Origin of the sequence: Amaricoccus sp., assembly GCF_047602525.1 — a bacterium.
GTDB lineage: Bacteria > Pseudomonadota > Alphaproteobacteria > Rhodobacterales > Rhodobacteraceae > Amaricoccus.
This window is the reverse complement of the sequence record NZ_JASGHB010000001.1, coordinates 3,498,459-3,523,751: the sequence shown is the minus strand read 5'-3', so window position 1 is coordinate 3,523,751 and position 25,293 is coordinate 3,498,459. Positions and strand designations below refer to the sequence as shown.

The following is a 25,293-nucleotide window of genomic DNA, read 5'->3' as shown; positions in this document are numbered from 1 at the left end:
ACTCAACCGTCGGCGAGGAACCGGCGCAGCAGGTCGGCGACGACCACCGGCGCATCGACGTGCAGCCCGTGCCCGGACCAGGGGAAATCCAGCAGCCGCGCGCCGGGAATGCGCTCGGCCAGCGCCACCGTCTCGGCGCGCGTAGCATAGGGATCGGCGTTCCCGCGCATCAGCAGCACCGGGCAGGCGATCGACCGAACGCTCTCGCCGGGATAGCCGTCGGTGCCGGGATCGAGCCAGAGCCGGCGGATCTGGGCGATCAGGCCGGCAAGGTCGGGCTCGGGGTTCGCGGCGTGATAGACACTCCAGGCATCGCGGGACGTCTCGCGAAAGCTCTCGGGCGTGATGCCGCCGATCAGAGCCGCGACCGGATCGTCGGGCAGGAGCCGCCAGGTCGCGCCGATGGTGGCGAGCCGGGCGAGGCGCGGCCAGCCCGCGGCGGCGAGCCGCAGGCCGGTGATCGCGCCATCGCTGAAGCCGAGGAGGGTCACACCCTCGAGGCCGAGCTGCGCGGCCACCGCCTGCACGTCGGCGGCGAGACGGGCATAGGACAGCCGGGCCCGGCCGAGCGTCGAGCCGCCATGGCCGCGGCTGTCGAGCCCGATCAGGCGGGCGTGCGGCGCAAGATGCGGCGTCAGCGCATCGAAGTCGTTGATCGTCCCGAGGCCGCCGGGCAGCAGCAGGACGGGCGGGCCGTCCGGGCGGCCGATCTCCTCGACCCAGAGCCGGGCGCCCGCCACCTCCAGATGGTGGCCGCCGGTGTGGGTGAAGCGCGGCTTCATGTGCCCGGGTGGCTCGGCGCGTGGCCCGACAGCGCCTCGTAGGGTCGGGTGACGTCGGTCAGCGTCGCGTCCAGGCATTCGACGTCGAGCGCGATCTCGCCATCGCCCGCGAAGACGAGCCGCACCCGCCCGGCCCCGTCCTCGCCGGGCTCGAAGCCGACGGAGAGCAGCGCGAGCACGGTCGCCTTGTCGGCCGGATCGACACCCTCGCTGCGCGCGGCGAGCACGTCGTCGAAGACGAGCAGCGTGCGCACCCGCTCGAACGGCCGACCCTGCAGACGGGCCGCCTCGGCATCCTCCCAGCGAAAGCGGTTGAGCAGCAGGGTGAACCGCCGCCGCCGCCGCGCCCAGGCGATTTCCCCCGTCTCCGCCACCGCGTCCTGCAGCAGCGCCGAGACCACGGCCAGATCGTCGACCGACTCCGCCCGCAGGCGCAGCGGCCGCTCGACGCCATCCTCGAAGCGTGCGTCCTGCGGCGGGGCGCCCTGCGGGCGGGCGTCCTGCGGCACGCTCATGCCACCCGCTCGGCGATGCGCTCGATCGACGCGCCGCAGGCGGATAGCTTTTCCTCCACCCGCTCATAGCCGCGGTCGAGGTGATAGACCCGGGCGACCAGCGTCTCGCCCTCGGCCGCGAGGCCGGCAAGGATCAGGCTGACGCTGGCGCGCAGGTCGGTCGCCATCACAGGCGCACCCTTCAGCTTCTCGACGCCGGTCACGGTGGCGGTGCCGCCATGCACCTCGATCCGTGCGCCCATGCGGGTCAGCTCCGGCGCGTGCATGAAACGGTTCTCGAAGATCTTCTCCTCGAGATGGCTCACCCCGTTGGCGAGCGTGAGCAGCGCCATCATCTGCGCCTGCAGGTCGGTCGGAAATCCCGGGAACGGCTCGGTCGTCACGTCGACCGCGCCGACATGGCCGTTCATCCGGCGCACCCGCAGGCCGGAGTTGGTGGTCGCCACCTCGATCCCCGCCTCCTCCAGCTTGTCGGCAAAGGCCGCGACCAGATCCCGCCGCCCGCCGACCAGCTCGACCTCGCCGCCGGTGATCGCGGGCGCGAGCATGTAGGTGCCAAGCTCGATCCGGTCGGCCACCACCGGGTGCGTCGCGCCCGACAGCCGGTCGACACCCCGGATCTCGATCGTGTCGGTGCCCTCGCCCTGGATCTGCGCCCCCATCCGGCGCAGGCAGTGCGCCAGATCGACGATTTCCGGCTCCCGCGCCGCGTTCTTCAGCACCGTCGTGCCGCGGGCCAGCGTCGCGGCCATCAGCAGATTCTCGGTGGCGCCGACCGAGACGAACGGAAACTCGAACGTCGCGCCCTTCAGCCCGCCCGTCGCCGTCGCGTGGACATAGCCCTCGCGCAGGTCGATGGTGGCGCCGAGCGCCTCGAGGCCCTTCAGGTGCAGGTCGACCGGCCGCGCCCCGATGGCACAGCCGCCGGGCAGCGACACCACCGCGTGCCCGTCCCGCGCCAGCATCGGCCCGAGCACCAGGATCGAGGCGCGCATCTTGCGCACGATCTCGTAGTCCGCCCGGTGGTTGGTGATCGCTTCCGATCCGATGACCAGCACCCGCCCCTGCTGCAGGCTCGCCACCTCGCAGCCCAGCGACTGCAGGAGCGCGGTCATGGTGCGGATGTCCGACAGCCGCGGCGCGTTGGTCAGCGTCACCGGCTCGTCGGTGAGCAGCGCCGCGGGCATCAGCGTCAGGCAGGCGTTCTTCGCGCCCGAGATCGGGATCGTGCCGCTGAGGCGCCTGCCGCCCCGCACGAGGATGCTGTCCATGCTCCGCCTCTTTTCACTCTTCTTGGTCGCCGGCGTCGCCGGGCCGGTCGACATCCACAGCGTCCGCCGCCGCCCGCGCCCGCCCCTGGGACTTGCGCCGGGCGAGGTTCGCCCGCAGCGCCCCCGCGAGCCGTTCGTCCCGGCCACCCCCGCCCTTCGCCGGCCGGTCGTTGCCGGCGGCGGTCGGAGGAGGGCTGTCGCCGGGCGCGCGGGTCTCGGTCATCGACGCTTTCTCTACCCGATGGTGACGATCCGGTCCAGAATGCCCGTTGAAGCCACCGCGCGCCTCGGCTATGAGGCCCGACACCGGGATTCGCTGCGGTAGCTCAGTGGTAGAGCACTCCCTTGGTAAGGGAGAGGTCGAGAGTTCAATCCTCTCTCGCAGCACCATCAACCCTCCAAAAAACAAGCGGCTAGGCGGGAACGGCGGTCGGGTCGGATCGGTGCGCCACGCTATCCCTTGGCGGAATCAGGCCCATAGCAGGATAGGCTCTCTCGGCGGCACCGTTTGCGCGCTTGAACGATCGCGTCCGAACTGAAGAAGCCTTGACCTGTTTCCCTCAAGCAAGTCATCCGGGCAGGTATATCGTCCTGTGTGGCGCCAGAGCCCCGAGGAACGCCTCATCGTGGCTGACCGCCAGCACCGCGCCGTCATAGTCGGCCAGCGCGGCTTCAAGCGCCGCGATGCCGTCAAGATCAAGGTGATTGGTCGGTTCGTCCAGGATCAGCAACATCGGCGGCGGCACCGCGCCAAGCACACAGGCGAGACCGGCGCGCAGACGTTCGCCACCGCTCAATTCACCCGCCCGCCGCAAGGCATCCGCTGCCCGGAAACCGAACCGCGCCAGCGCCGCATGGGCTGTGTGCCGATCCGACATGGGGTTCAGGTGCAAGAAATTGTCATGCAGGCTCCGCGCCGGATCGAGCAGACCGACATGCTGGTCAAGCTGCGCGAAGGGCACCGTCCGCTCGACATGCCCGCGTTGCGGCGCGATCTGCCCCGTGATCATCTTCAGAAGCGTGGTCTTGCCGCTGCCATTCGGCCCGGCGATGACGATGCGCTCGGGGCCGGTGATCGTCAGGGACAGATCGCGGATGACAGGGCGGGTGGCGTCATAGCCGCCGGTCACCGCATCCAGCCGCAATACCGTCCTGCCGGGGGCAAGGCCGGTCGGCGGAAGGTCCATGCGCAGCGGTTGCAGAACCTCGATCCGGTCGCGCGCCGCAGAGAGGGCCTCTGCCGCCGCTTCGCGCCGGGCTTCGCGCAGGCGCGCACCCACACCGCCAGACGCCTCGGCCCAGCCCTTCGCGGCATCCATCAGGATTTTCGGCTGATCCCCCCTGGCCCGCGCCTTCTGCCCGGCGCTGTCCTTGCGGGCCTTGCGCTCCGCAGCCTGCTGCGCGCGCCGGACCGTCTCTCTGCCAGCCTGTTCCGCATGTGCGAGGTCGCGGGCCACCGCCTCCAGTTCTGCCTCCCTGCGCTGCCGGTAGGCGCCGTAGTTCCCGCCATACCGGGTCACACCCAGCGAGGTCATTTCGACGATGGCGTCCATTTCCTCCAGCAGGGCGCGATCATGGCTGACGATGACCGCGCCTCCCGTCCAACCCCGAATAAGGTCGATAACGGCCCCACGTCCGTCACGGTCGAGATTGTTGGTCGGCTCATCCAGAAGCAGGAAATCCGGCCCGGCAAGGATCAGGGCCGCAAGGGCCGCCCGGCTGCGCTGGCCGCCAGACAGCATCGCGAGGGGGGTCTCGGCATCGCAGGACAGACCGCAACGCAGAAGCGCCGCCTCGATCCGCGAGGGCAAGGTCCAGTCCGCATCGGCGAGTTCGCCTGCATCCGCGAGCCCCGCCTCGGCCCGGTCCAGAAGATCGAGGGCAGCGCGAACGCCAAGCAGATCGGCGATGGTGTCCTCGGGACGCTCCATCGCATCCTGTCGCATCATTGCTATGGTGCCGGAAGCCCTCACAAGACCCGAACTTGGCCGAAGGTCGCCCGAGATCAGCCGCAGGAGCGTGCTTTTCCCGGCGCCATTGCGGCCGACTATGCCGGTGCGTTCAGGCCCGAAGGTCAGGTTGAGGTCGGTGAAAAGTGGCGTGCCGTCAGGCGTGGACCAGAACACGTTGGACAGGACAATGGATGCGGGCATGGGGCAATACTTCTCGCAGCGAAACCGGGCGGGCGAATGCGGCGAGACTCGAATCCATGTCGAGAACACCCGATAAGTTGCTGAGACGAATGTAGGTTCGACAAGGTGGAATGCAACAACTCGCAAGGTCGTAGCACGCCGGAGCAGCCAATGGCGCGGACTGCGAAATGCGTCGAGCGGGGCGCCGTCCGCGCGAACGCTCTCGGCTCAGGATCCACAGGCCTGGCGCCGCTTGCCGTTGTGCGACGGGGTGGGCCGGAAGCAACCCACCCAACGTCGTGATGATGGCCCTGCACGCTCGGCTCGGAGGTCGTTGCCGTCTAGGTTCGCGGCGCTTGGGCGCGGGACAGGGAGGACCGCTGCCTCCCGCCCTCCCCCCTCAGCCCTTGAGCAGCCGGTCGCGGATCTCCGAGACGGCTGCCGCGTGCGCCTCGAAGCCCTCGTAGGTCGCGAGCGTGCGCGCGTGGCGGGCGAGCTCGGGATAGGCGGGCGAGGTCACGTGCACGACCGAGGTGCGCTTGACGAAATCGAAGACCGAAAGCGGCGAGCCGGTGCGGGCCCAGCCGCTCGTCGGCAGCACGTGGTTCGGCCCGATGACGAAGTTGCCGAGCGTCACCGGGCTGTGGCGGCCGAGCAGGATCTCGCCCGCGGTCTCGATCGCCCCGAGATAGCGGAAGGGCTCGTCGGCGAGGATCTCGAGGTGCTCCGGCCCGTAGTCGTTGACGAAGGCGATCGCCTCGGCCTCGTCGCGGGCCAGCACGACGCCGCCGATCGGCCCGCCGAGCACCGCCTGCGAGAACCCGCGCCGCTGCTCGCCCATCGCCGCCCAGTAGCCGGGGATGGCCGCGATGGCCGCCTCGGCCACCCGCCGGCTCCAGGTCACGAGATAGGCCGAGCTGTCGGGGCCGTGCTCGGACTCGATCAGGAGGTCGAGCCCGGCGAGGCGCCCGTCCGCGGTCTCGTCGGCCAGCACGATCAGCTCCGACGGGCCGGCCGGCGTGCCGGTGTCCATGACGTGCGCCACCCGCCGCTTGGCCGCCACCACCCACGGGCTGCCCGGCCCGACGATCTTGGCGCAGGCGGGAATCGTCTCGGTGCCGTAGGCGACGGCGGCCACCGCCTGCGCGCCGCCAGCCTTGTAGACCCGCCCGATCCCGACCATCCGCGCCGCGACGAGGGTGGCCGCGTCGATGCGCCCGTCCGGCCCCGGCGGCGTGACGATGGCGATCTCGGGCACGCCGGCGACCTTGGCCGGGATGCTCGACATCAGCGCAACCGACGGAAACGCCCCCTTGCCGCGCGGCACGTAGCAGGCGACCGACGGGATGGCGCGGGTCCGCTCGCCGGCGAAGGCGCCGGGGCGGATCTCGTGCAGCCACATCTCCTCGGGCTTCTGGTCCTCGTGGAAGCGGCGGATCGAGTGCGCGGCGAACTCCATCGCCTCGCGCACCTCCGGCTCCAGCGCGGCCTCGGCAGCGTCGAAGTCGGCCTCGGTCGCGGCAATGGCGCCGGCCTCCACCGGGGAACGGTCGAAGTCCCGGGCGAAGCGGGCGAGCGCCGCGTCGCCCTCGGCACGGACGGCAGCGATGATCGAGTCGACCCGCGCCTCGAAGGCCGAGAGATCGGCCTCGGTCCGGGTCAGCAGCCGCTTGCGGGCATCGGGCGACAGGGTGGCGAGATCGTGGAGGTTGATACGGGTCATGGGCTTCTCAGATCGAGGCGAGGATGCCGCCATCGACTGGCAGGCAGGTGCCGGTGATGTAGCGCGCGGCGTCGGAGAGAAGGAAGACCGCGGCGCCGGAAAGGTCGTCGAGCGCCCCGAAGCGGCCGGCCGGGATCTTCGCCAGCATCGCGTCCTGCCAGCCGGGGCTCTGGTAGAATCCTTCGGTCATTGCCGTGCGGAAGTAGCCGGGCGCCAGCGCGTTCACCCGGATGCCGAGCGGCGCCCACTCGGCGGCAAGCGCCCGGGTCATCCCGAGCAGGCCGGACTTCGACGCGCCATAGGGCACGGCGGTCGGGATGCCGCGCTCGGACGTGAGCGAGCAGAGGTTGAGGATCGCCCCGCCCTGCCCCGCCGCCATCACGCGCGCCGCGGCCTGGGCGGCGAAGAACGCGCCCTTGAGGTTGGTGTCGAGGATCAGGTCCCACGTCGCCTCGTCCACGTCGAGCGACGGCGCCACCTGCTCGACGCCGGCGTTGTTGACGAGGATGTCGAGCCCGCCGAGGGCGTCGGCGGCCCGGGTGGTCGCGTCACGGATCGAGGCGACCGAGGTCACGTCCATGGCGACGGCGACGTCCCCGGCCAGCGCCGCCGGATCGCGCGCCGCCACGGCCACCCGTGCCCCGGCCTCTGCCAGAGCCGCGGCGAGGGCGCGGCCGATGCCGCGGCTCGCCCCGGTGACGAGGGCCCGGCGGCCCGCGAGCGCGCTCACGCCAGGGCTCCGTCGAGGCCCGCCGCCACGATCGACTCGGCGCGGATCTCGTCGAGGACGGCGCGGTGCAGCGTCTGGAACGCGGGCGATGCCACCATGTCATAGTGCCGCGGCCGCGGCAGGTCGATCGGCACGACCGTCTTGATCCGCCCCGGCCGGTTGGTCATCACCGCCACCCGGTCGGAGAGATAGACCGCTTCCTCGACATCGTGGGTGATGAACAGCACGGTCAGCCGGTGCCGTTCCCAGATCCGGGTCAGGAGTTCCTGCATGTGGTGGCGGGTAAGCGCGTCGAGCGCGCCGAACGGCTCGTCCATCAGCAGCACGTCCGGCCGGTAGGACAGCGCGCGGGCGATGGCGACGCGCTGCTTCATCCCGCCCGACAGCTCCGCCGGATAGGCCGAGGCGAAGTCGGAGAGCCCGACGAGCGCGAGATGCGCCCCCGCCACCTCGCGCGCCTCGGCCCGCGAGCGGCCCGCCTCGCGCAGCGCGAACTCGACGTTGCCGAGCGCCGTCAGCCATGGCAGCAGGGTGTAGCTCTGGAACACCACGCCGCGGTCGCGGCCCGGTCCCAGAACCGGCCGCCCGTCGAGCGTGACGGTGCCGGCCGTCGGCACGTCGAGCCCGGCAACGATCGAGAGCAGCGTCGACTTGCCGCAGCCCGAGGTGCCGACGAGGGTCACGAACTCGTTCGCCCCGACCGCGAGATCGACGCCGGCGAGCGCCACGGTCTCGCCCCGGTCGGTGGCAAAACTGCGGCCGAGGCCCGAGATGACCAGCTTGTCGGTCATGCCCGCACCGCGAGGTAGCGGAACATCCGCCGGCCGGCGGCCTTCATCGCCTGATCGGTCAGGAGGCCGAGAACGCCGAGGAGCAGCAGGTAGCCAAAGATCAGGTCGGTCTGGAAGAACCGCTGCGCCGTGGTGATCCGGTAGCCGAGGCCCGATGTCGCGGCGACCAGCTCGGCGAGGACGAGCCACGTCCATGCCCAGCCGAGGCTGATGCGCAGCGAATCCCAGATCGCCGGCAGGGCCGAGGGCACGACGATGCGCGTGAGGATGCGCCGCTCGGGCATTTCCAGCGTGCGCCCGAGGTTCAGGAAGTCGCGCGGCACCGACTTCACGTTGTCCATGATGAGCAGCACCTGCTGGAAGAAGGTGCCTATGAAGATGATGAGGAACTTCTGCGTGTCAGTCGGCCCGGCCCAGAGGATCGTCAGCGGCACGAAGGCGACGACCGGCATGTAGCGGATGAAGTCGACCAGCGGCTCGATCGCCGCCTCCCACCCGCGATAGCAGCCGATGAGCACGCCGACCGGCAGCGCGATCGCCGTCGAGATCAGGAAGCCGACGGTGATCCGGTAGAGGCTGACCGACAGGTCCGCGACGAGCTGCCCCGACGCCCAGAGCGCGGCGAGGCGGGCGGCGACCTTGCCCGGCGGCGGCAGGAACAGCGGCTGCACGAGGCCCGCCGCCGTCACGCCCCACCAGACGACGAAGAGCGCGCCGAAGACGGCGGCCGCGATGGCGACGAAGCGCCCCGCGGCCATCCGGCCACCGATCCCGAAGGCCCGGCGGCTACTTCCCGACGGCATCGACGAAACGGGCGTCGATGGCTCCGCTCATGTCGACCGGACCGGCGAGGATGCCGGCCTTGACCGCGGCGGCCTCGACGTCGGGCACGATCTTCGTCGTGAAGGCCCCGGGCAGCTCGGCGGCATTGTCCTGCATCGAATAGTAGACGACGCCATCGAACGCGGTCGCCAGCTCGTCGGGTTTCGCGCCCACCGCCTCGGCGATGATCGCGCGCCCGCCGGCCGTGTCGGCCTTGTAGTCGGCGAGCGCCGCGTCCCAGGCGCGCAGCAGCGCCGCGACGGCACCCGGGCGCTCCTTCAGGAACTCGTCGCGCACGACGAAGACGTCGGAGACGAGGCCGGGATCCTCGCCCGCCGAGTAGATCATCTTGACCTTCGGGTCCTGCTGCATCGCCAGCGTCAGGTACGGCTCGTAGGTCACGGCCGCCGGCACCTGGCGCGCGATGAGCGCGGCGCCTGCATCGGAGGCCGGCATCGGCACCTTCTCGATGTCGGTGATGGTCATGCCGTGCGCGGCGAGGGCGTAGTTCAACAGGATGTCGCTCGTCGTGCCTTCCTCGTAGGCGACCTGCTTGCCCTTCAGCCCGGCGATGTCGGTCGCCGACCCGTCGGTCAGGATCGCGTCGGCGGTCTTCGAGACGTCGAGGAGCGCCACGATCTTGATCGGCAGGCCGTTGGCGATGAAATTCATCGCCGTGTGCGTCGCGATGTTGCCCGCCTGAAGCTGGCCGGCGGCAAGCGCGGCGTTGATGTCGGCGTCGGTGTTGAAGTTGACGACCTCGACGTCATCGAGCCCCTGCGCCGCGAAGAGCCCCTTCTTGTCGGCGATGTGCCATTGGCCATAGCCGAGCCACGGCTCGATCCCCATCTTGATCGGCCCCGGCTCCGGCTTGCCCGGCACCTCCTGCGCGCCGGCCAGCGCCGCGCCGGCGCCGAGCAGCACGAGCGCGAGAAGTCCGGCCCGGAGGGTCCTCCGCCGGCCTGATTCCAGAGTCATGTCGGTTCGCCCCTCTCCTGCAACACCGCGCATCTGATCCGAGCCGCGCGCGCCGGTCAACGGCGCGCGCGGCCGTTTTCAGCGGGCGAGGATCGCGCGGAGGACGCGGGCGAGGTCCTTCTCAGGCGAGTCGGAACCGCCGGTGGCGCGCCATGCGACATGGTGGTCGGGGCGGACCAGCAGGCAGCCGCTGTCGCGGATTTCCGAGACGCGCGCCCACTCGCCGCTGTGATCGACATAGGTCTGGCGCGGGCCGATCACGTGGACGGCGAGGTCGAGGCCGAGATCGGCGGCCACGGCGCGCGCCGCGGCGGCCCACGGCTCGCCGCCGAGGCCGGTCAGCAGCGTGAAGCGGCCGTGGCCGCAGAGATCGAGGGTCGACACCTCGGCGCCCCCGTCGCGGCGGTAGAGCCAGGCATGGGGCAGGCGCGCGCCGGGCCAGGTCGTCGGCTGGTAGTGGAGATCCGGATCGAGCTCGAAGGCGGGCTCGATCTGGCCGTCGGGGACGATGGCGCCGGAGCGGTAGCGCTGGTTCATCTCGACGCCGTGGGCGTCGAACTCGTACTTCTTGAAGGCGATGGCGCGGCGGATCGCCTCGCGCTGCGCCTCGGCCTCGGGCGTGCCCCCGGTGCGGGCCTGAAGGTTCTTCTGCATCTGGTCGGGGTCCACCCCCTCGGCCATGCCGAGCGCCGCGAAGATCGGGCCGGTCTCGCCGATCGACTGGTTGGCGCGGGTGACGATCTGCTTCGCGATCGGCGCGCGCTCGGCGTCGTAGCTGGCGAGGAGGTGCTCGCCGGCCTCGCCCCTCAGCACCATGGCGAGCTTCCACGCGAGGTTGAAGGCGTCCTGGATCGAGGTGTTGGAGCCGAGGCCGTTCGAGGGCGGGTGGCGGTGGATGGCGTCGCCCATGCAGAAGACCCGGCCCTCGCTGGTGCGGGTGGCGTAGTAGTTGTTCACGGTCCAGGTGCTGACGGAGAGCAGCTCGATCTCGAGGTCGGGGTCGCCGATCAGCTGGCGGGCGACGCCGGTGGCGAACTCGGGCGAGACCTCGGGCTCGGGGCCGTCGATGTCGTAGCCCCAGACAATCAGCCACTCGTTCCACGGGCGGACCATGCGGACGAGGCCCATGCCGATGCCGCCGACGTCGGCGCCGGGCTGCATCACCCAGTAGAGGACCGAGGGGCGGTGTGCGACGTACTTCGACAGGTCGGCGCGGAACAGGATGTTCATCGAGCCGCCGACGCCCATCTTGCCCTCGAACGGCAGGCCGGCGTGCTCGGCGACGAGGGATTTGCCGCCGTCGGCCCCGACGAGATACTTCGAGCGGATGGTGAGTTCCTTGCCGGTCAGGCGGTCCCGGCAGGTGGTGGTGACGCCGGCCTCGTCCTGCACGTGGGAAAGGTACTCGGTCGACATCCGCGCCTGGGTGCCGCGGGAGCAGGCCGTCTTGAAGAGCAGCGGCTCCATGTAGGTCTGCGGCAGGTCGTTCATCTTCGTCGGCGAGGACATGAGGTGCTCGGCCGCGGACAGCGGGTGGTTGCCCCACGCCTTCATCCGGCCGATCTCCTCGCCCGCGAGGCTTTCGCAGAACACGTTCTCGCCCATCAGCGCCTGATGGGTCGCGAAGAGATAGGCCTCGTCCTCGACGTCGCGGCCGAGGTCGCGCAGGACCTCCATCGCGCGCTGGTTGGTGATGTGGGCGCGGGGGGTGTTGGCGAGCCAGCGGTAGCGGTTGATCGCCATGTTGGCGATCCCGTAGGTCGAAAGCAGCGCGGCGGTGGCAGCGCCGGCCGGGCCGGTGCCGATGACCAGCACGTCGGTTGTAATGTCAGGCATGGTTTCCTCCCAAGGTCGGCCGGGCGCGGACTTCGCCGCGTCCCGCGTGTCTCAATCGGCAGCCGGGGCGTCCCCTGCCCAGGCGGCGCGCAGCAGCTTGCGAATGCCCTCGCGGGTCACCGGGCGGGGGTTCCAGTAGGGGTTGGCGGTGGCGAGGTCGGCCGCGCGGTCGAGGTCGGCCTCGGCGAGGCCGAGGTCGCGGAGCGCCATCGGCGCGCCCGACTCCCTCGCAAACCGCCAGAGGCCGAGTCCCGGGTCGTCCCCGCCGAACAGCTCGGCGACCGGCGCGAGCAGGTCGGGGACCGCGGCCGCATTGAATGCAATGGCGTGGGGCAGGACGACGGCGTGGGTCTCGGCGTGCGGCAGGTCGAAGCTGCCACCGAGGGTGTGGCAGAGCTTGTGGTGCAGCGCCATGCCCACCTGCCCCAGCACGGTGCCGCAGAGCCACGCGCCGTAGAGCGTTTCCGAGCGCGCGGGCAGGTCGGCCGGCGCGGCGATGACCGCCGGCAGGCTGTCGCGGAAGGCGCGCAGGCCCTCGACCGCCATCAGCGAGGAGAGCGGCGAGCGGTCGCGGGCGTAGAGCCCTTCCGCAGCGTGCGCCATGGCGTTGAGCGCGGAGGTGACGGTGAGGCCGACGGGCAGGGTCGCGACCAGCTCGGCGTCGTAGAGAATGACCTCGGGCTGGACCGCTGGCGAGGTCAGCGTCGTCTTCACGCCGTTCTCGGTCTGGCCGAGGATGCCCGTCGCCTCGGACCCGGCGTAGGTCGTCGGGACGACGATCTGCGGCAGGTCGGTGCGCAGCGCGATGGCCTTGCCGAGTCCGGTGGTCGAGCCGCCGCCGACGGCAACGAGGACATCCGCACCGATCTCGCGGGCGTAGGCCGTCGCCGCCTCGGAAATATCCACGGGCGTGTGCATCGCGGCGCCGGTGAAACGGCCGGCGGTACGCGCGCCGCAGCAGGCCGCGAACTCGTCGGCGGTGGCCGCCTGATGCGGTGTCGTCAGGATCAGGGCGCGGCGCGCGCCGAGGGCGTCGATCTCGTCGGCCACGGCGCGGCGGACCCCGGCACCGAAGCGGACGCGCACGGCGGCGCTGCGTGCGGTGAACGCATCACGGAAGAAGGACAAGTGGCGTCTCCCCTCTGGCTTTGGCGGCAACCCTATACCCACTCGTTGCCGATATTGATCGGAACGGGCGGGCGTTATATCGCTCTGCGGTATGAAGATCGACAGCGAGCACCTGGAGATACTGGCGGCGATCGTCGAGAAGGGCGGGCTGACCGAGGGCGCGGACGCGCTCGGCAAGTCGCAGCCGTCGGTCTCGCGCAGCATGGCGCTGCTCGAGGAGCGCATCGGCCTGCCGCTGTTCGAGCCGGGGCGCCGGCCGCTGCGGCCGACGGAGCTCGGCGCCAGCCTCGCGCGGCTCGGGGCGCGGATCCGCGCGGCAAACCAGGAGGCGAGCCTGCTGGTGCGGCGGTTCCGGCAGGGGGGGGCCGGGCGGCTCCGGGTCGGCGGATCGCCGATCTTCATGGACGGCGTGGTCTCGACGATGATCGCCGAGTTCCAGTGCCGCAACGCCGACGTGCAGATCGACCAGTCCTACGGCTATCTCGATGCGCTGGCGACCGGGCTCCGCAACGGCGGGCTCGACCTCGCGATCCTGCCGCTGCACCCGAGCCAGGTGCCGGCGGACATGCGCTTCGTGCCGCTGCTCTCGGGGCGGAATGTCATTGCCTGCCGGGCGAGCCATCCGCTGACCCGGGTGAAGGCGATCACCCTCAGCGACATCGCGCCCTACGCCTGGATCGCCCCGCCAGCGGACAGCCCGCTCTTTCGCGACCTGCAGCGGGCGCTGAAGTCGATCGGACAGGAGGATTTTCGCGTCAACTTCTCCGGCGGGTCGCTGGCGTCGATCCAGTCGGTGCTGACCGGATCCGACGCGCTGACGGTGCTGCCGTATTCGGTGGTGTTCCTGTCGCGCCGGACGGTGCCGCTCGAGGCGCTGCCGCTCCGGATCGAGCATCCCGACCGGCAGCTCGGCCTCCTGACCGTGACCGACCGGCAGGGTCCGCCGGCCCTGCGCCATTTCGCCGGGTTCCTCGAGACCGAGTGCCAGCGGCTGCAGGCGCGGATGGACCACGAGCAGCAGGTGACGCGGCGGCGCGGCTAGGGCGGGGCTACTTGAGCGCGACATAGCCTTCGGGGTCGAGCTGGGCGATGCGGACGGCGATGTGCCGGCCGGTGGCGGCGCCGATCGTCTCGCGCAGTCGCGCGGCCGCCGCCGCCACCACCTCGCGGGTCCGCTCCGGGCCGGACAGGATGTTGAGCTCGACGTTGACCGGCGGCTGGTCGGGCAGGCCGAGGACGGGGATCACGGCGAACTGACAGGCCGACCGATCGACGGCAAAGTCGCCGCAGAGCTGATCGCGCAGGCCGGGAAGCAGCGCGGCGAGGTCGCTCCGAAGCGCCGGATACTGGGTCTCGTCGACGAAGATCTTGACGTTGGGCATCGGCTCACTCCCGGACCAGCACGAAATCGAAGGGTGAGCGCCAGAGCGTATCGCCGGGGGCACCGGGCTCGTAGGGGGCGACGAGGCTGTCCTTGACGCCGAAGACCGCATCCGACGTGAGGTAGGTGTCGCCGCCGACGAAGGTGTGGGTCACGAGCTTCTGGAAGCCCGGCGCGGTCACGAGGTAGTGCATGTGCGCCGGGCGGTAGGGGTGGCGGCCGAGCTGCGCCAGCATCTGCCCGACGGGGCCGTCGTCGGGGATCGGATAGCTGACCGGCCGGATGCCGCGGAAGGAATAGCGCCCGTCCGCCCCGGTTATGAAGCGGCCGCGGTTGTTCCACTTCGGCTGGATGCCCGGCTGCTGCACGTCATAGAAGCCGTCGGCGTTGTCGGACCAGACGTCGACGGTGGCGCCCTCGATCGGCGCGCCGTCGATGCCGAGCACGCGCCCCTCGAAGAGACAGCTCTCGCCCTTGCCGTCGAGCGAGATGTTCGCACCCATCGCGCGGATCGGCGCGTCGGCGACATGGAACGGGCCGAAGACGGTGTTTTCGGTGGCGCCGGCGGGGCGGCGGTTGTTGATCGCGTCGACGAGCATCGAGAAGCCGAGGACGTCGGAGAGGAGGATGAACTCCTGCCGCTCGCCGGAGCAGATCTGGCCGGTGCGGGTGAGGAAGGCGATCGCCGTCTCCCACTCGCCCTGCGTGAGCTGCACGTCCTTGGCGAAGGCGTGAAGGTGACGAACGAGGCTCGCCATCACCTCGGCGAGGCGCGGGGCGGTGTCCGGTCCCATGCGGGCGTTGACCGTCTCGGCGGACGCGGCTTCGGTAAAGTAGGTCATGGGGTCCTCCGGGATCAGGAGACAGGGGAGTGCGGCGCCGCGTGCCCGAGGGGCGCCGGGTCGAAGCCGGTGCGCTCGACGAAGCTGCCCCAGAGGCCGCGGCGGGCGAAGAGCATGATCGCGATGCCGATCAGGCCGAGGACGATCAGGTAGACCGTGCCGTAGTCGGAGAGCAGCCGCTCGAGGCCGTAGAAGACGAGGACGCCGACGACGGGCCCGGGCAGCGTGCCGATGCCGCCGATGACGACGACGAAGATGACGAAGGCGGTCCAGTCGAGCAGCGAGAAGGCGGCGTCGGGCGAGATGCGGCCGATCTGGATGAAGAGAAGCCCGCCGCAGAGCCCGGTGCCGAAGGCGGCGAGGACGAAGACGAGGGCCTTGAGGCGGGTGGGGTCGACGCCGACGGCGCGGGCGGCGACCGGGTTGTCGCGGACGGCCTGCAGGCCGAGGCCCATGCGCGAGCGCAGGAACAGCCAGCTCGCGACGAGGAGCGCGAGGACGAGGGCGAGCGCGAGCCAGTAGGTGAGCGCGTCGACGGCGGCGGCGGCGGAGATGCCGAGGGCTTCGCGCAGGGGGGCGACGCCGAGCATGTCGCGGGTGGCGTCGCGCGGCAGCGAGGTGCCGGTGCCGCCGCCGAGCGCCTTCCACTGACCGAAGGACAGCCGGGCGATGTCGGCGACCGCCCAGGTGCCGATGGCGAAATAGGCGCCATGCAGGCGAAAGGCGAAGAAGGCGATCGGGACGGAGAGGACGGCGGCGGCGAGGCCGCCGAGGACGAGGCCGGCGAGGGGATCGAGGCCGAGCAGGATGACGGCGGCGAACATGGTGTAGGCGCCGATGCCGACGAACGCCTGCTGTCCCACGGACACGAGGCCGGCGAAGCCCGCGAGCATGTTCCAGTTGAGCGCGAGGACGAGCAGGCAGAGGACGCCGAACACGTCCTGCACCAGCGCGCGTGAGGCGATGAGCGGCAGCGCGGCGAGCAGCAGCGCGGCGGCGAGGAGGACGAGGCGGAGGGCTCTGTCGCGTTTCATCAGTCACTCGCGCGCGGGAAGAGGCCGCGCGGCCTCACGAGAAGGATGAGGACGAAGGCGATGTGGCCGGCGAGGATTCTGCCATTCCGGGTTGACGGCGGCGCCGAACGCCTGCGCGACGCCGATGACGATGCCGCCGGCCAGCGTGCCCCAGAGGCTGCCGAGGCCGCCAATGATGACCGCCTCGAAGGCGTAGAGCAGGCGCGCTGGGCCGATCGAGGGGTCGAAGTTGGCGCGGGCGCCGAGGTAGAGCGCAGCGATGGTCGAGACGACGAGCGCGATGCCCGTCGCCATGGCGAAGACGCGGCGGGGCTCGATGCCCATGAGCTGCGCGGTCACGGCGTCGTCGGAGGTGGCGCGGAAGGCGCGGCCGAGCGCGGTGCGGTAGAACAGCCGGTTCAGGGCGAGGATGACGAGGACGGCCGAGGCGAAGGTGAGGAGCGGCATGACGCCGACGGTGACGGGGCCGAGGGCGACGGAATGCGCCTCGATCGGGCCGACGGGGAGCTTGCGGCTGTCGGCGGTGAAGGCCTGGAGCAGGCCGTTCTGGATGACGACCGAGAGGCCGAAGGTGACGAGGAGCGGCGGCAGGATGTCCTCGCCGAGCACGCGGTCGAGGAGCGCGGTCTGCAGCACCCAGCCGAGGGCGAACATCAGCGGCATGGCGAGGAGCGCGGCGGCGAAGGGGTTGAGCCCGGTGACGGTGCCGATGCCGAGGATGAGGTAGGCCGCCAGGACGATCAGGTCGCCGTGCGCGAGATTGACGAGGCGCATGATGCCGAAGACGAGGGAGAGCCCGGCGGCGAAGAGCGCGTAGAGCCCGCCGAGCATCAGGCCCTGGACGAGGGTGCCGAGCCAGATCATGCGTGGCTCACCCCGAAGTAGGCGTCGTGGATCGCCGCCCGGTCGAGATCGGCCGGGCGGCCGGTCAGGGTGATGCGGCCTTCCATCATGCAGTGGACCCGGGTCGCGACCTTCAGCGCCTGGCCGATGTCCTGCTCCACCACCACGATGGCGGTGCCGGCGTCGCGGATCGTCGGGAAGGCGGCATAGATCTCGCGGATGACGACCGGCGCGAGGCCGAGGGAAAGCTCGTCGCAGAGGAGGACGGACGGGTTCGACATCAGCGCGCGGCCGATCGCCACCATCTGCTGCTGGCCGCCGGAGAGCGCGGTGGCGGGCTGGGCGCGGCGCTCGGCGAGGACGGGAAAGAGATCGAAGACGCGGGGCAGCGTCCAGAAGCCATTGCCGGTGCGGGCGTGCGCGCCGATACGGAGGTTTTCCTCCACCGTCAGGCTCGGAAACAGGCGGCGGCCCTCAGGCACCATGGCGATGCCGGCGCGCAGGATCTCCGGCGCGGACAGCCGGTCGATGCGCCGGCCGTCCAGCGTGACGACGCCGGCGGTGACGCGGGCGATGCCGGTGATCGCGCGCATGAGGGTGGTCTTGCCCGCGCCGTTGGCACCGATCACGGCCAGCGTCTCGCCGCGGGCGAGGGTGAGGTCGATGCCGAACAGCGCCTGGAAGTCGCCGTAGTGGGCGGTCAGGCCCCGGATGTCGAGGAGCGCGGTCATGCCTCGATCCCGAGATAGATCTCGCGCACCTGCGGGGCCGCCATCACCTCGGCGGGCGGGCCGATCATCAGCAGCCGGCCGAAGTTCAGCACCGCGAGGCGCGAGACGACCGAGGTGAGCGCGTGCAGGACATGCTCGATCCACAGGATCGCGGTGCCCTCGGCGTGGATCGCGCGGATGGTCGCGACCAGCTCGGCGCACTCGCCGTCGGTCAGCCCGCCGGCGATCTCGTCGAGCAGGATGACGCGGGGGCGGGTCGCCATGGCGCGGGCGAGCTCCAGCCGCTTGCGGTTGAGCAGCGGCAGGCCGCCGGCCGGCCGGTCGGCGAGGCGGGCGAGGCCGGTGCGGGCGAGGATGGCCATGCAGGCGTCCGGCGCCTCGGCCGCCGTCATGCCGCCGCCGAAGCGGGCGGCGACGAGCAGGTTCTCATAGACCGAGAGGTGGCCGAACGGCTGCGGGATCTGGAACGACCGCCCGACCCCGCTGGCACAGCGCTGCATCGGCGTCTCGGCGGTGACGTCGCGGCCGTCGAGCAGGATGCGGCCGGCGTCGGGCTGAAGGGTGCCGGTGACGAGGTTGAAGAGCGACGACTTGCCGGCGCCGTTCGGGCCGATGATGCCGACGGCCTCGCCCGCCTCGACGGCGAAGGTCACGTCGTCGGCGACCTTGAGCGCGCCGAAGCTCTTGGAGACGCCTTCGAGCGACAGGATCGTCATCGGAAGACGTCGCGATAGTCGATGTCGAGCGGCAGCAGGCTTGCCTCGCCGCCCGGGGCCTCGCGCAGGCGGTGCCAGCGGCGGTCGAGGTAGATGAGCGACTCGAGTTCCGGCGCGTCCGAGGCGTCGCCGGTGGCGCCGTCGAGGAGTTCCGCCGCGACGAGCGTCGCGCCCTCGACGGGCAGGGCGCCCTGGATGCGGGCGCGGAACCAGGTGGCGACGGCGGTATAGCGCGGCTCCCCGGTGGGCAGGCGCTCCCACGGAACCCCGGCGCCGAAGCGGTCGGCGCCGGGGGTGGCGCCGAGCCGGGCAAGGTCGAGGTCGGCATAGCGCAGGAGGTGGATGACCATGGTCCCCGCCTCCAGCACCGCCGCGGTGGAGCCGGAGCGGGACGAGAGCGAGAAGGCGACGGTTGGCGGCTCGGCACTGACCGAAACGAGCGAGGAGACGGTCATCGCCACCGGCCGGCCGCCCGGGTCCGCGGTGATGACCGCGACGCCGGCGGGATGGCAGCGGAAGGCCTCTCGGAAGGCGGCGCTGACGGGTCGGGGATCGCTCATCGCAGGACCTCGGGCGGGAGAGGGGCGGGAAGCGGGCAGGTGCGCTTCCCGCGGGACGTCACTTCTTGTCGACCAGGTCGTAGAACTGCCACGTCCGGTCGGACCACTGCCCGCCCAGCTCGCGGCCGGCGGACGTGACGATGGACGGGGCGATGGTGAAGTGGTTCGCCGCCACCATCATGTCGCGGAAGGTGCGCTGGATGACGCCGGCGCGCAGCCCCGCCCCGCCGGACGCGCGGTAGGCGAAATTGCAGAGGTCGGCGCCCGCCTCGTGGATCTGCGCCTTGGCGAGGTGGACGAGGCTGATCTGGCGGGTGTCCATCGTCTGGCCCGCCTCGCACTTCGCCTCGATCTCGCCCCAGACCTCCATGACGAAGGCGCGCGCGGCGCGATAGGACGCCTCGGCGCGGCCGTAGTCGTGCCAGAACTTCTCGCTCTCGCCGAGCAGGCCGGCGCGGCCGGACTTCGAGCGGGCGAACTTGGCGATCTCGTCGAGCATCCGCCGGCCGGTGCCCATCGCCCAGCCGGTATGCCCGATGGCGGCAAGGCCGACGATGCCGAGGCTGAACAGCTCCTGCAGGCGCTGCGGCGGGGCGGTCAGGATCGGGAAGACGAGGTCGTCGGCGATGAACACGTCCTTGGCGTCGTAGTCGATCGAGCCCGTGCCCTTGAGGCCGAGCACGTCCCAGTTGCCGAGCTGGCCGTGCTCGCCCTGCGGCGCGTGGGCGCACATGATGATGACGTCGCCGTTCTCGTTCTTGGCCGGCTTGCCGGTGCCGTCGTCGACGAAGCAGGCGGAGTGCGACCAGGTGGCATGGCTGAAGCCCGAGCCGTAGCTCCACTTGCCGGTCAGGCGATAGCCGCCGTCGACCTTCTTCAGCATGCCGAGCGGCGCGCCCTGCCCCGAGAAGCGGTTGTCGGTGCCCGGGCCGAACAGGCGCTCGACGGCGCTGTCCGGCAGGAAGGCCGCCGACATGGCGCCGATGCAGCAGTGGACCATGGAGACCCAGCCGGCGGAGCCCGACCACCAGGTGACGGCCTCGAGCAGCTGGAGCACCTCGGTCGGGCGCATCTGGGCGCCGCCGAGCTTCTCGGTAGCGAGCAGGTGGGAGAAACGCAGGGGCTTCAGCAGGGCGAAGGTCTCGGGCGAAAGCTCGCCGCGGGACTCGTCGCCGGGGGCGTTGGCCTCGAGCGCGGGGCCGATCGCGGCGATCTTGGCGAGCATGTCCCGGTAGTCGACCGTGGCGCCCCAGTAGCCGTGCTTCATGGGCTTGTTCATCGGTGTTCCTCCTGTTTCGGATGGCGTCAGGCGGCGAGGAAGTCGCCGATCCGCGCCAGGGTTTCGGGCTTTTCCTGAAGGACGAAGTGGCCGGCGCCGGGCACGGAGAGCGCCGTGCCGTTCGGAAGGCTCGCGACCCAGAGGGGAAGCTGGCTCGCGGGCAGCAGGCGGTCGCGGTCGCCCCAGACGACGAGGGTCGGGTTGGTGATGCGGGCGATCATCCGCGCGAGGTTCGGGTGGCCCATGCCGAAGGGGGCGCAGAGCCGGCCGACGAGTTCACCCTCGCGGGCGCGGTCGGCGCCGAAGGCTTCGGCGAAGGCGGGGTCGGACCCGTCGGGGAAGTAGCGGAGCGCGACGGTCACGTCGTCGGCGAGGTAGCCGGGCAGGTCCTGCGGCGCGACGGCGCCGAGGTTGGTCGCCGGATGCTCGGGGTGGTTGAGGCCCGCGGGGGCGACGAGGACGACGCGGTCGAATTTCTCGCGGGCGACGGCGGCGAGCTCGGTCGCGGTCCAGCCGCCCATGGAGAAGCCGACGAGGTGGGGTTTCGTGTCGAGGGAGAGCGCGTCGAGGAGGTTGAGGTAATGGACGATGAGGTCAGCCATGCCCGAGACGTGGGGAGCCTCGCCGGAGAAGCCCATGCCGGGGTGGCTCGGGCAGAGGACGCGGAAGCGGTCGGCGAGGCCGCGGGCGAAGTCGAAGCCTTCGAGGGTGGCGGCGCCGTGCAGGAACAGGATGGGCTTGCCGCGGCCGATCGCCCTGACGACGGTGCGGACGCCGCCGACGTCGTAGTCGAGGGTCTCGAAGTCCATGGTCTTCATGTCCGCGTCCATTGGCGCTTCCATGGCGGTCCTCCTCAGGCGAGTTCGGGCTGGATCAGCACCTTGCACTGCGTGGTGCGGCGGCGAAGACTCTCGAAGATCTGCGGCACCGGCGAGAGGTCGATGCGGTCGGTGACGATCCCCTGCGGGACGCCGCCGATCAGCGCGTCGAGCGCGACAGCGAACTCGCGGCCCTGGTGGAAGAAGACCGAGAACAGCAGGTCGATCTCCTTCGACAGCGCAATGAAGGGGTCCCACGTGTCACCGCCGATGCAGAGGCCGACGCCGACGACCTTGCCCTGCAGGCGCACGGCCTCGGCCGCGGCCTGCAGCAGGCCACGCTTGCCGACGCACTCGAAGACAATATCGGGGGCACCGCCGCAGGCGTCGGCGAGGTTCGCGGCAAGGCCATCGCCCGACAGGGCGAAGCCGGTGGCGCCGAGCGCGAGGGCGCGCGCACGCTGGTGGTCGTGAATGTCGGCGACGACCACCCGGGCGGCGCCGAGGCGGCGGGCCCAGAAGCCGACGAGAAGGCCGATCGGGCCGGCGCCGAGGATCGCCACGCGGTCGCCGACCTTCATGCCCGACCGGACGATGCAGTGGAGCGCGACGGCGAGCGGTTCGGCCAGCGCCCCGTCGACGAGGGCGACGCCCTCCGGCAGGCGCTGGCACTGGCGGGCGGCAACGGTGACGTACTCGGCATAGCCGCCGCCGATCAGCGTCATCTCCGGGCAGCGGGCCGGGTCGCCGGCGCGGCAGCACGGGCAATGGCCGCAGCCGCGCATGGGCACGACGGCCACGCGATCGCCGGGGCGCAGGTCGGTCACGGCGGCGCCGGTGGCGACGACCTCGCCCGAGATCTCGTGCCCGAGGACGAAGCCCGCGCCGATGCCGAAGGGAACGGGATCCTCGGTGATGTGCAGGTCGCTGCCGCAGATGCCGCAACCGGCGGTGCGCAGGACCACCTCGTCGGGCGCGGGGGCCGGGTCGGGGACCTCGGCGATGCGGAGCGGCGCGCCGACGGCGTCGAAGATCGCGGCTTTCATCGGGCGGTCCCTTCGATGACGAGGTGGCGGCGGATCGGGAACCACGGCGCATCCCACCGCTTCGAGATCAGCCCCCATGTGCCGCTGCGGGCGTAGAGGGCGACGAGCACGGTCAGGATGCCGAGCACGACGAAGTAGGTGGCGCCGTACTCGCCGAAGGTGCGGTCGGCGACGAAGTAGATCAGCGTTCCGATCAGCACGCCCTCGATCGAGGCGATGCCGCCGACCATGACGATGAAGATCGCCACGTTCGACCACATCGGATCGAAGGCCGAGGCCGGGTTGATGCGGAGCTGGGCCATGAAGTAGATCGCCCCGGCAAGGCCGCAGCCGACGGCGGCGGCGACGTAGATGCCGAACCGCAGGCGGCGGACGTTGACGCCCTGACTGGCCGCGGCGACCGGATTGTCGCGCATCGCCATGAGGGCGAGGCCGTAGCGCGAGCGCAGGAACCAGTAGCTTCCGCCGGTGGTGACGAGGGTCAGCACCGCGCAGAGCAGCGACATCGCGACGTTCCGCTCGAAGGCCGAGTAGTCCTTCATCACCGTCAGCGACATGCCCGCGCCAGCGTTGACCAGCGTCAGGTTCGACGACACGAGCCGGAAGACCTCCGCCACGACCCAGGTGCCGATGGCGAAGTACGGGCCGTCGAGACGGTGGAGGAGCAGATAGCAGGGCACGGCGAGCGCGGCCGGCACGAGGAGCGACAGGAAGATGGCGAGGAACGGGTTCACCCCGAAGGTCTGCGCCAGCACGAAGAGCGCGTAGCCCGCGGCGCCGATGAACGCCTGCTGGCCGACGGAGACGAGGCCCGCATAGCCGGCGAGGAGGTTCCACATCTGCGCGACGGCGATGTAGCAGCAGAGTTCCAGCAACATGCGGATGGTGCCGGTCTTCGCCCACCACGGCATCGCGACGAGCGCGACGATGGCGAGCGCGAACAGCGTCAGCGCGATGCGGCCGGACGTGGTCTGCCGGCGGACGCTGACTTCGGGCAGGCTGTCGAGGGGGACGGTGGTCATCGCTCAGGCCCTTCCGAACAGGCCCTGGGGCCGCGTCGCCAGCACGATCAGGAAGACGAGATGGCCGGCGAGGACGCCGAAGCCCGGGTCGATGCGGAAGCCGATCGCCTGGGTGATGCCAAGCACCATCGAGCCGGCGAAGGCGCCCCAGACCGAGCCCATGCCGCCGATGATGACGGCCTCGAAGGCATAGATGAGCTGCGCCGGGCCGTCGGCGGGGGCGACGGTCGAGCGCAGCGACTGGAAGACCGCGGCGAAGCCGAGGATGCCGACCGCGATCGCCGTCGCCAGCGCATAGACCGAGCGCGGGTCGATGCCCGTCATCGCCGCCGCCTCGACATCGGCCGCGGCGGCGCGGAGCGCGCGGCCGAAGCGGGTGCGCTTCAGCAGCAGGTCGAGCCCGAGGGTAAGCGCCGTCGCGACGGCAAGGACGATCACCGGCAGGAGGCCGATGAAGACGCCGCCGATCTCGATCGACCGGCTTTCAAGGCCGCCGCCGGGCAGCGAGCGGCTGTTCGCCGACCAGATCTGCAGCATGAGGTTCTGCAGCGCGAGCGACAGGCCGAAGGTGGCGATGAGCGAGGGCAGCGGGTCCTCGCCCACCACCTTGCTCAGGATCGCCTTCTGGAGGACCCAGCCCAGCAGCACCGCCAGCGGCACGAGCGCCGCCATCACCGAGAACGGCCCGAAGCCGAAGCGGGCGGCCAGCGAGATGCCGATCAGCGACAGCAGGATGACGAGATCGCCATGGCTGACGTTGACGATGCGCATGACGCCGAACATCAGCGCCATGCCGAGCGCATACTGGGCGTACATGCCGCCGAGCAGGACGCCCTGGACGAGGGGATCAAGCCACTGCATGGCCGGCTCCGAAATAGGCTGCGCCGATCTGCTCGCGCGTGACGTCTGCCGATCGGGCCGCGAGCGTCACGCGGCCCTCCAGCATGCAGTAGAGGCGGTCGGTGGCGGACCGCGCGAGGCCGACGTCCTGCTCGACGACGACGACCGCGGCGCCCTGCGCGCGGATCTCGGGGAGGGCGGCATAGATCTCGCGGATCACCTTGGGCGCGAGGCCGAGGCTGATCTCGTCGCAGAGCAGCACGCGCGGCTGGCAGAGCAGCGCCCGGCCGATCGCGACCATCTGCTGCTGGCCGCCGGACAGGCTTTGCACGGGCACGCGGGCCTTTTCCTTCAGGATGGGGAACAACTGGTGGAGGCGGGCCATGGTCCAGCCGCCGCTCCGGCCCATGCGCGCGGCCTGGTCGACGGCGACGCGGAGGTTGTCCTCGACGGACATGCCGGTGAAGAGACGCCGGCCCTCGGGGACGATGGCGATGCCCTCGCGCACCACGCGGTCGGCCGGGGTGCCGCCGATCGGCCGGCCGTCGAAGCGCACCATGTCGGGCTCGACGCGGAGCAGGCCCATGACGGCGCGGAGGAAGGTGGACTTGCCGGCGCCGTTCGCGCCGATCAGGGCCACCGCCTCCCCGGCAGCGACCTCGACATCGACGCCATAGAGCGCCTGGAAGTCACCATAGCGGGCAACGAGGCCATGGGTGGAGAGAAGCGCGGTCATGCCTCGATCCCCATGTAGACGCGCTTGACCTCCGGGTCGGCGATCACCTGCGCCGGCACCCCCTCGGCGATCTTCTCGCCGAAGTTCAGCACCAGAAGGCGGTCGGCGACGGCGAGGAGCGCGTGGAGGACATGCTCGATCCAGACGATGGTCACGCCCCGGTCTCGGATGCGGCGGACCAGCGCCACGAGATCGCGCGACTCCTCGTCGGTGAGCCCGCCGGCGATCTCGTCGAGCAGGAGCAGCCGCGGGTCGGTGGCGAGCGCCCGGGCAAGCTCCAGCCGCTTGCGGTCGAGCAGCCGCAGCGACCCGGCGGGGGTGTTGGCCTTGGCCTCGAGCTCGCAGTCGCGGAGGACGGCGGCGCAGAAGGCGTAGCTGTCGCGTTCCGAGCGCCCGCCCCCGAAGGCCGCGGCGACGAGCAGGTTCTCGAAGGTGGTCATGCCGGTGTAGGGGCGCGGGATTCTGGTAGGTGCGCCCGATCCCCATCTTGCAGCGGCGGAACGGCGGCTCGTTGCCGAGCGTCGTCCCGCCGAGGGCGATCTCGCCGGCCGACGGGCGCAGGTCGCCGGAAATGGTGTTGAAGAGCGTGGTCTTGCCGGCGCCGTTCGGGCCGAGGATGCCGAGCACTTCGCCCCGCGCGACGTCGAAGCTCACGTCGTGCAGCACGGTCAGCGCGCCGAACCGCTTCGACACGCCGCGCGCACTGAGGAGAATCTCGCCGGCCATCCCCGCCCCGT

At 71.1% G+C, this 25,293-nt stretch carries 27 protein-coding genes, 1 tRNA gene and 1 pseudogene; 2 read left to right on the top strand and 27 right to left on the bottom strand.

Going from position 1 to position 25,293, the window contains the following annotated elements; all coding sequences use genetic code 11:
- Nucleotides 1–2: 2 nt before the first annotated feature.
- The 4 genes from QM699_RS18020 to QM699_RS18005 are packed head-to-tail and all read right to left on the bottom strand — an operon-like array spanning nt 3 to nt 2,791.
- Nucleotides 3–782 (bottom strand): alpha/beta fold hydrolase, encoded by a 780-nt coding sequence (locus QM699_RS18020; protein WP_415012391.1) that lies wholly within the window; start codon nt 780–782, stop codon nt 3–5.
- Nucleotides 779–1,297: a DUF2948 family protein gene (locus tag QM699_RS18015; protein WP_415012390.1), complete on the bottom strand. Its 519-nt coding sequence runs from the start codon at nt 1,295–1,297 to the stop codon at nt 779–781. The genes QM699_RS18020 and QM699_RS18015 overlap by 4 nt, the downstream gene beginning before the upstream one ends.
- Nucleotides 1,294–2,568, bottom strand: a complete 1,275-nt coding sequence (murA, locus tag QM699_RS18010; protein ID WP_415012389.1) for a UDP-N-acetylglucosamine 1-carboxyvinyltransferase — start codon at nt 2,566–2,568, stop codon at nt 1,294–1,296. The genes QM699_RS18015 and murA overlap by 4 nt, the downstream gene beginning before the upstream one ends.
- A 13-nt stretch (nt 2,569–2,581) precedes the next feature.
- Nucleotides 2,582–2,791: a hypothetical protein gene (locus QM699_RS18005; RefSeq protein ID WP_415012388.1), complete on the bottom strand. Its 210-nt coding sequence runs from the start codon at nt 2,789–2,791 to the stop codon at nt 2,582–2,584.
- Between the two features lie 92 nt (nt 2,792–2,883).
- Between QM699_RS18005 and QM699_RS18000 the strand changes: the two genes are divergently transcribed.
- Nucleotides 2,884–2,958, top strand: a tRNA-Thr gene (locus QM699_RS18000).
- A gap of 179 nt (nt 2,959–3,137) precedes the next feature.
- On the opposite strand, the gene QM699_RS17995 is transcribed toward QM699_RS18000, so the two are convergent.
- From QM699_RS17995 to QM699_RS17960, 8 genes are all read right to left on the bottom strand, one after another.
- Complete coding sequence (locus QM699_RS17995; RefSeq protein ID WP_415012387.1) at nt 3,138–4,721, bottom strand: ABC-F family ATP-binding cassette domain-containing protein; 1,584 nt, start codon at nt 4,719–4,721, stop codon at nt 3,138–3,140.
- Nucleotides 4,722–5,100: 379 nt separating this feature from the next.
- Nucleotides 5,101–6,423, bottom strand: a complete 1,323-nt coding sequence (hisD, locus tag QM699_RS17990; RefSeq protein WP_415012386.1) for a histidinol dehydrogenase — start codon at nt 6,421–6,423, stop codon at nt 5,101–5,103.
- Between the two features lie 7 nt (nt 6,424–6,430).
- Nucleotides 6,431–7,153 carry an SDR family NAD(P)-dependent oxidoreductase gene (locus QM699_RS17985; RefSeq protein WP_415012385.1) on the bottom strand — a complete coding sequence of 241 codons (723 nt, stop codon included), beginning with the start codon at nt 7,151–7,153 and terminating at the stop codon, nt 6,431–6,433.
- A complete protein-coding gene (locus QM699_RS17980; RefSeq protein WP_415012384.1) occupies nt 7,150–7,944 on the bottom strand; it encodes an ABC transporter ATP-binding protein in 795 nt (264 codons plus the stop codon). The genes QM699_RS17985 and QM699_RS17980 overlap by 4 nt, the downstream gene beginning before the upstream one ends.
- Nucleotides 7,941–8,702, bottom strand: a complete 762-nt coding sequence (locus QM699_RS17975) for an ABC transporter permease (RefSeq protein WP_415012383.1) — start codon at nt 8,700–8,702, stop codon at nt 7,941–7,943. Before QM699_RS17975 ends, QM699_RS17980 begins: the two co-directional genes overlap by 4 nt.
- 28 nt (nt 8,703–8,730) lie before the next feature.
- Nucleotides 8,731–9,744: an ABC transporter substrate-binding protein gene (locus tag QM699_RS17970; RefSeq protein WP_415012382.1), complete on the bottom strand. Its 1,014-nt coding sequence runs from the start codon at nt 9,742–9,744 to the stop codon at nt 8,731–8,733.
- Nucleotides 9,745–9,822: 78 nt separating this feature from the next.
- Nucleotides 9,823–11,580: an FAD-dependent oxidoreductase gene (locus tag QM699_RS17965; protein ID WP_415012381.1), complete on the bottom strand. Its 1,758-nt coding sequence runs from the start codon at nt 11,578–11,580 to the stop codon at nt 9,823–9,825.
- A gap of 51 nt (nt 11,581–11,631) precedes the next feature.
- Nucleotides 11,632–12,708 (bottom strand): maleylacetate reductase, encoded by a 1,077-nt coding sequence (locus tag QM699_RS17960; RefSeq protein ID WP_415012380.1) that lies wholly within the window; start codon nt 12,706–12,708, stop codon nt 11,632–11,634.
- 91 nt (nt 12,709–12,799) lie between these two features.
- On the opposite strand from QM699_RS17960, the gene QM699_RS17955 reads away from it, so the two are divergent.
- The gene (locus QM699_RS17955) at nt 12,800–13,750 is read left to right on the top strand and encodes a LysR family transcriptional regulator (RefSeq protein ID WP_415012379.1); all 951 of its coding nucleotides are present in this window, start codon (nt 12,800–12,802) and stop codon (nt 13,748–13,750) included.
- A gap of 7 nt (nt 13,751–13,757) precedes the next feature.
- On the opposite strand, the gene QM699_RS17950 is transcribed toward QM699_RS17955, so the two are convergent.
- The 15 genes and pseudogenes from QM699_RS17950 to QM699_RS17880 form a co-directional block, all read right to left on the bottom strand.
- Entirely contained in the window at nt 13,758–14,090 is a 333-nt protein-coding gene (locus tag QM699_RS17950; RefSeq protein WP_415012378.1) for a hypothetical protein, read from the bottom strand.
- 4 nt (nt 14,091–14,094) lie between these two features.
- On the bottom strand, nt 14,095–14,931 hold the full coding sequence (locus QM699_RS17945) for an intradiol ring-cleavage dioxygenase (RefSeq protein ID WP_415012377.1): 837 nt from the start codon (nt 14,929–14,931) through the stop codon (nt 14,095–14,097).
- Between the two features lie 14 nt (nt 14,932–14,945).
- Nucleotides 14,946–15,965, bottom strand: a complete 1,020-nt coding sequence (locus tag QM699_RS17940) for a branched-chain amino acid ABC transporter permease (protein ID WP_415012376.1) — start codon at nt 15,963–15,965, stop codon at nt 14,946–14,948.
- A gap of 3 nt (nt 15,966–15,968) precedes the next feature.
- Nucleotides 15,969–16,829, bottom strand: a complete 861-nt coding sequence (locus QM699_RS17935) for a branched-chain amino acid ABC transporter permease (RefSeq protein ID WP_415012375.1) — start codon at nt 16,827–16,829, stop codon at nt 15,969–15,971.
- Nucleotides 16,826–17,539 carry an ABC transporter ATP-binding protein gene (locus QM699_RS17930; RefSeq protein WP_415012374.1) on the bottom strand — a complete coding sequence of 238 codons (714 nt, stop codon included), beginning with the start codon at nt 17,537–17,539 and terminating at the stop codon, nt 16,826–16,828. The genes QM699_RS17935 and QM699_RS17930 overlap by 4 nt, the downstream gene beginning before the upstream one ends.
- A complete protein-coding gene (locus QM699_RS17925; protein ID WP_415012373.1) occupies nt 17,536–18,255 on the bottom strand; it encodes an ABC transporter ATP-binding protein in 720 nt (239 codons plus the stop codon). Before QM699_RS17925 ends, QM699_RS17930 begins: the two co-directional genes overlap by 4 nt.
- The gene (locus tag QM699_RS17920) at nt 18,252–18,815 is read right to left on the bottom strand and encodes a flavin reductase family protein (RefSeq protein ID WP_415012372.1); all 564 of its coding nucleotides are present in this window, start codon (nt 18,813–18,815) and stop codon (nt 18,252–18,254) included. The genes QM699_RS17925 and QM699_RS17920 overlap by 4 nt, the downstream gene beginning before the upstream one ends.
- Before the next feature lie 58 nt (nt 18,816–18,873).
- Complete coding sequence (locus QM699_RS17915) at nt 18,874–20,094, bottom strand: acyl-CoA dehydrogenase family protein (protein WP_415012371.1); 1,221 nt, start codon at nt 20,092–20,094, stop codon at nt 18,874–18,876.
- A 26-nt stretch (nt 20,095–20,120) separates the two neighbouring features.
- Nucleotides 20,121–20,936, bottom strand: a complete 816-nt coding sequence (locus QM699_RS17910) for an alpha/beta fold hydrolase (RefSeq protein ID WP_415012370.1) — start codon at nt 20,934–20,936, stop codon at nt 20,121–20,123.
- Nucleotides 20,937–20,947: 11 nt separating this feature from the next.
- Nucleotides 20,948–21,958 (bottom strand): zinc-dependent alcohol dehydrogenase, encoded by a 1,011-nt coding sequence (locus tag QM699_RS17905; RefSeq protein WP_415012369.1) that lies wholly within the window; start codon nt 21,956–21,958, stop codon nt 20,948–20,950.
- Nucleotides 21,955–22,980 carry a branched-chain amino acid ABC transporter permease gene (locus tag QM699_RS17900; RefSeq protein WP_415012368.1) on the bottom strand — a complete coding sequence of 342 codons (1,026 nt, stop codon included), beginning with the start codon at nt 22,978–22,980 and terminating at the stop codon, nt 21,955–21,957. The genes QM699_RS17905 and QM699_RS17900 overlap by 4 nt, the downstream gene beginning before the upstream one ends.
- Before the next feature lie 3 nt (nt 22,981–22,983).
- Complete coding sequence (locus QM699_RS17895; protein WP_415012367.1) at nt 22,984–23,841, bottom strand: branched-chain amino acid ABC transporter permease; 858 nt, start codon at nt 23,839–23,841, stop codon at nt 22,984–22,986.
- On the bottom strand, nt 23,828–24,556 hold the full coding sequence (locus QM699_RS17890) for an ABC transporter ATP-binding protein (protein ID WP_415012801.1): 729 nt from the start codon (nt 24,554–24,556) through the stop codon (nt 23,828–23,830). The genes QM699_RS17895 and QM699_RS17890 overlap by 14 nt, the downstream gene beginning before the upstream one ends.
- Complete coding sequence (locus tag QM699_RS17885) at nt 24,553–24,996, bottom strand: hypothetical protein (protein WP_415012366.1); 444 nt, start codon at nt 24,994–24,996, stop codon at nt 24,553–24,555. Before QM699_RS17885 ends, QM699_RS17890 begins: the two co-directional genes overlap by 4 nt.
- Nucleotides 24,997–25,057: 61 nt before the next feature.
- Nucleotides 25,058–25,282 (bottom strand): annotated as a pseudogene (locus QM699_RS17880) (ATP-binding cassette domain-containing protein); the annotation flags it as partial.
- Nucleotides 25,283–25,293: the final 11 nt, after the last annotated feature.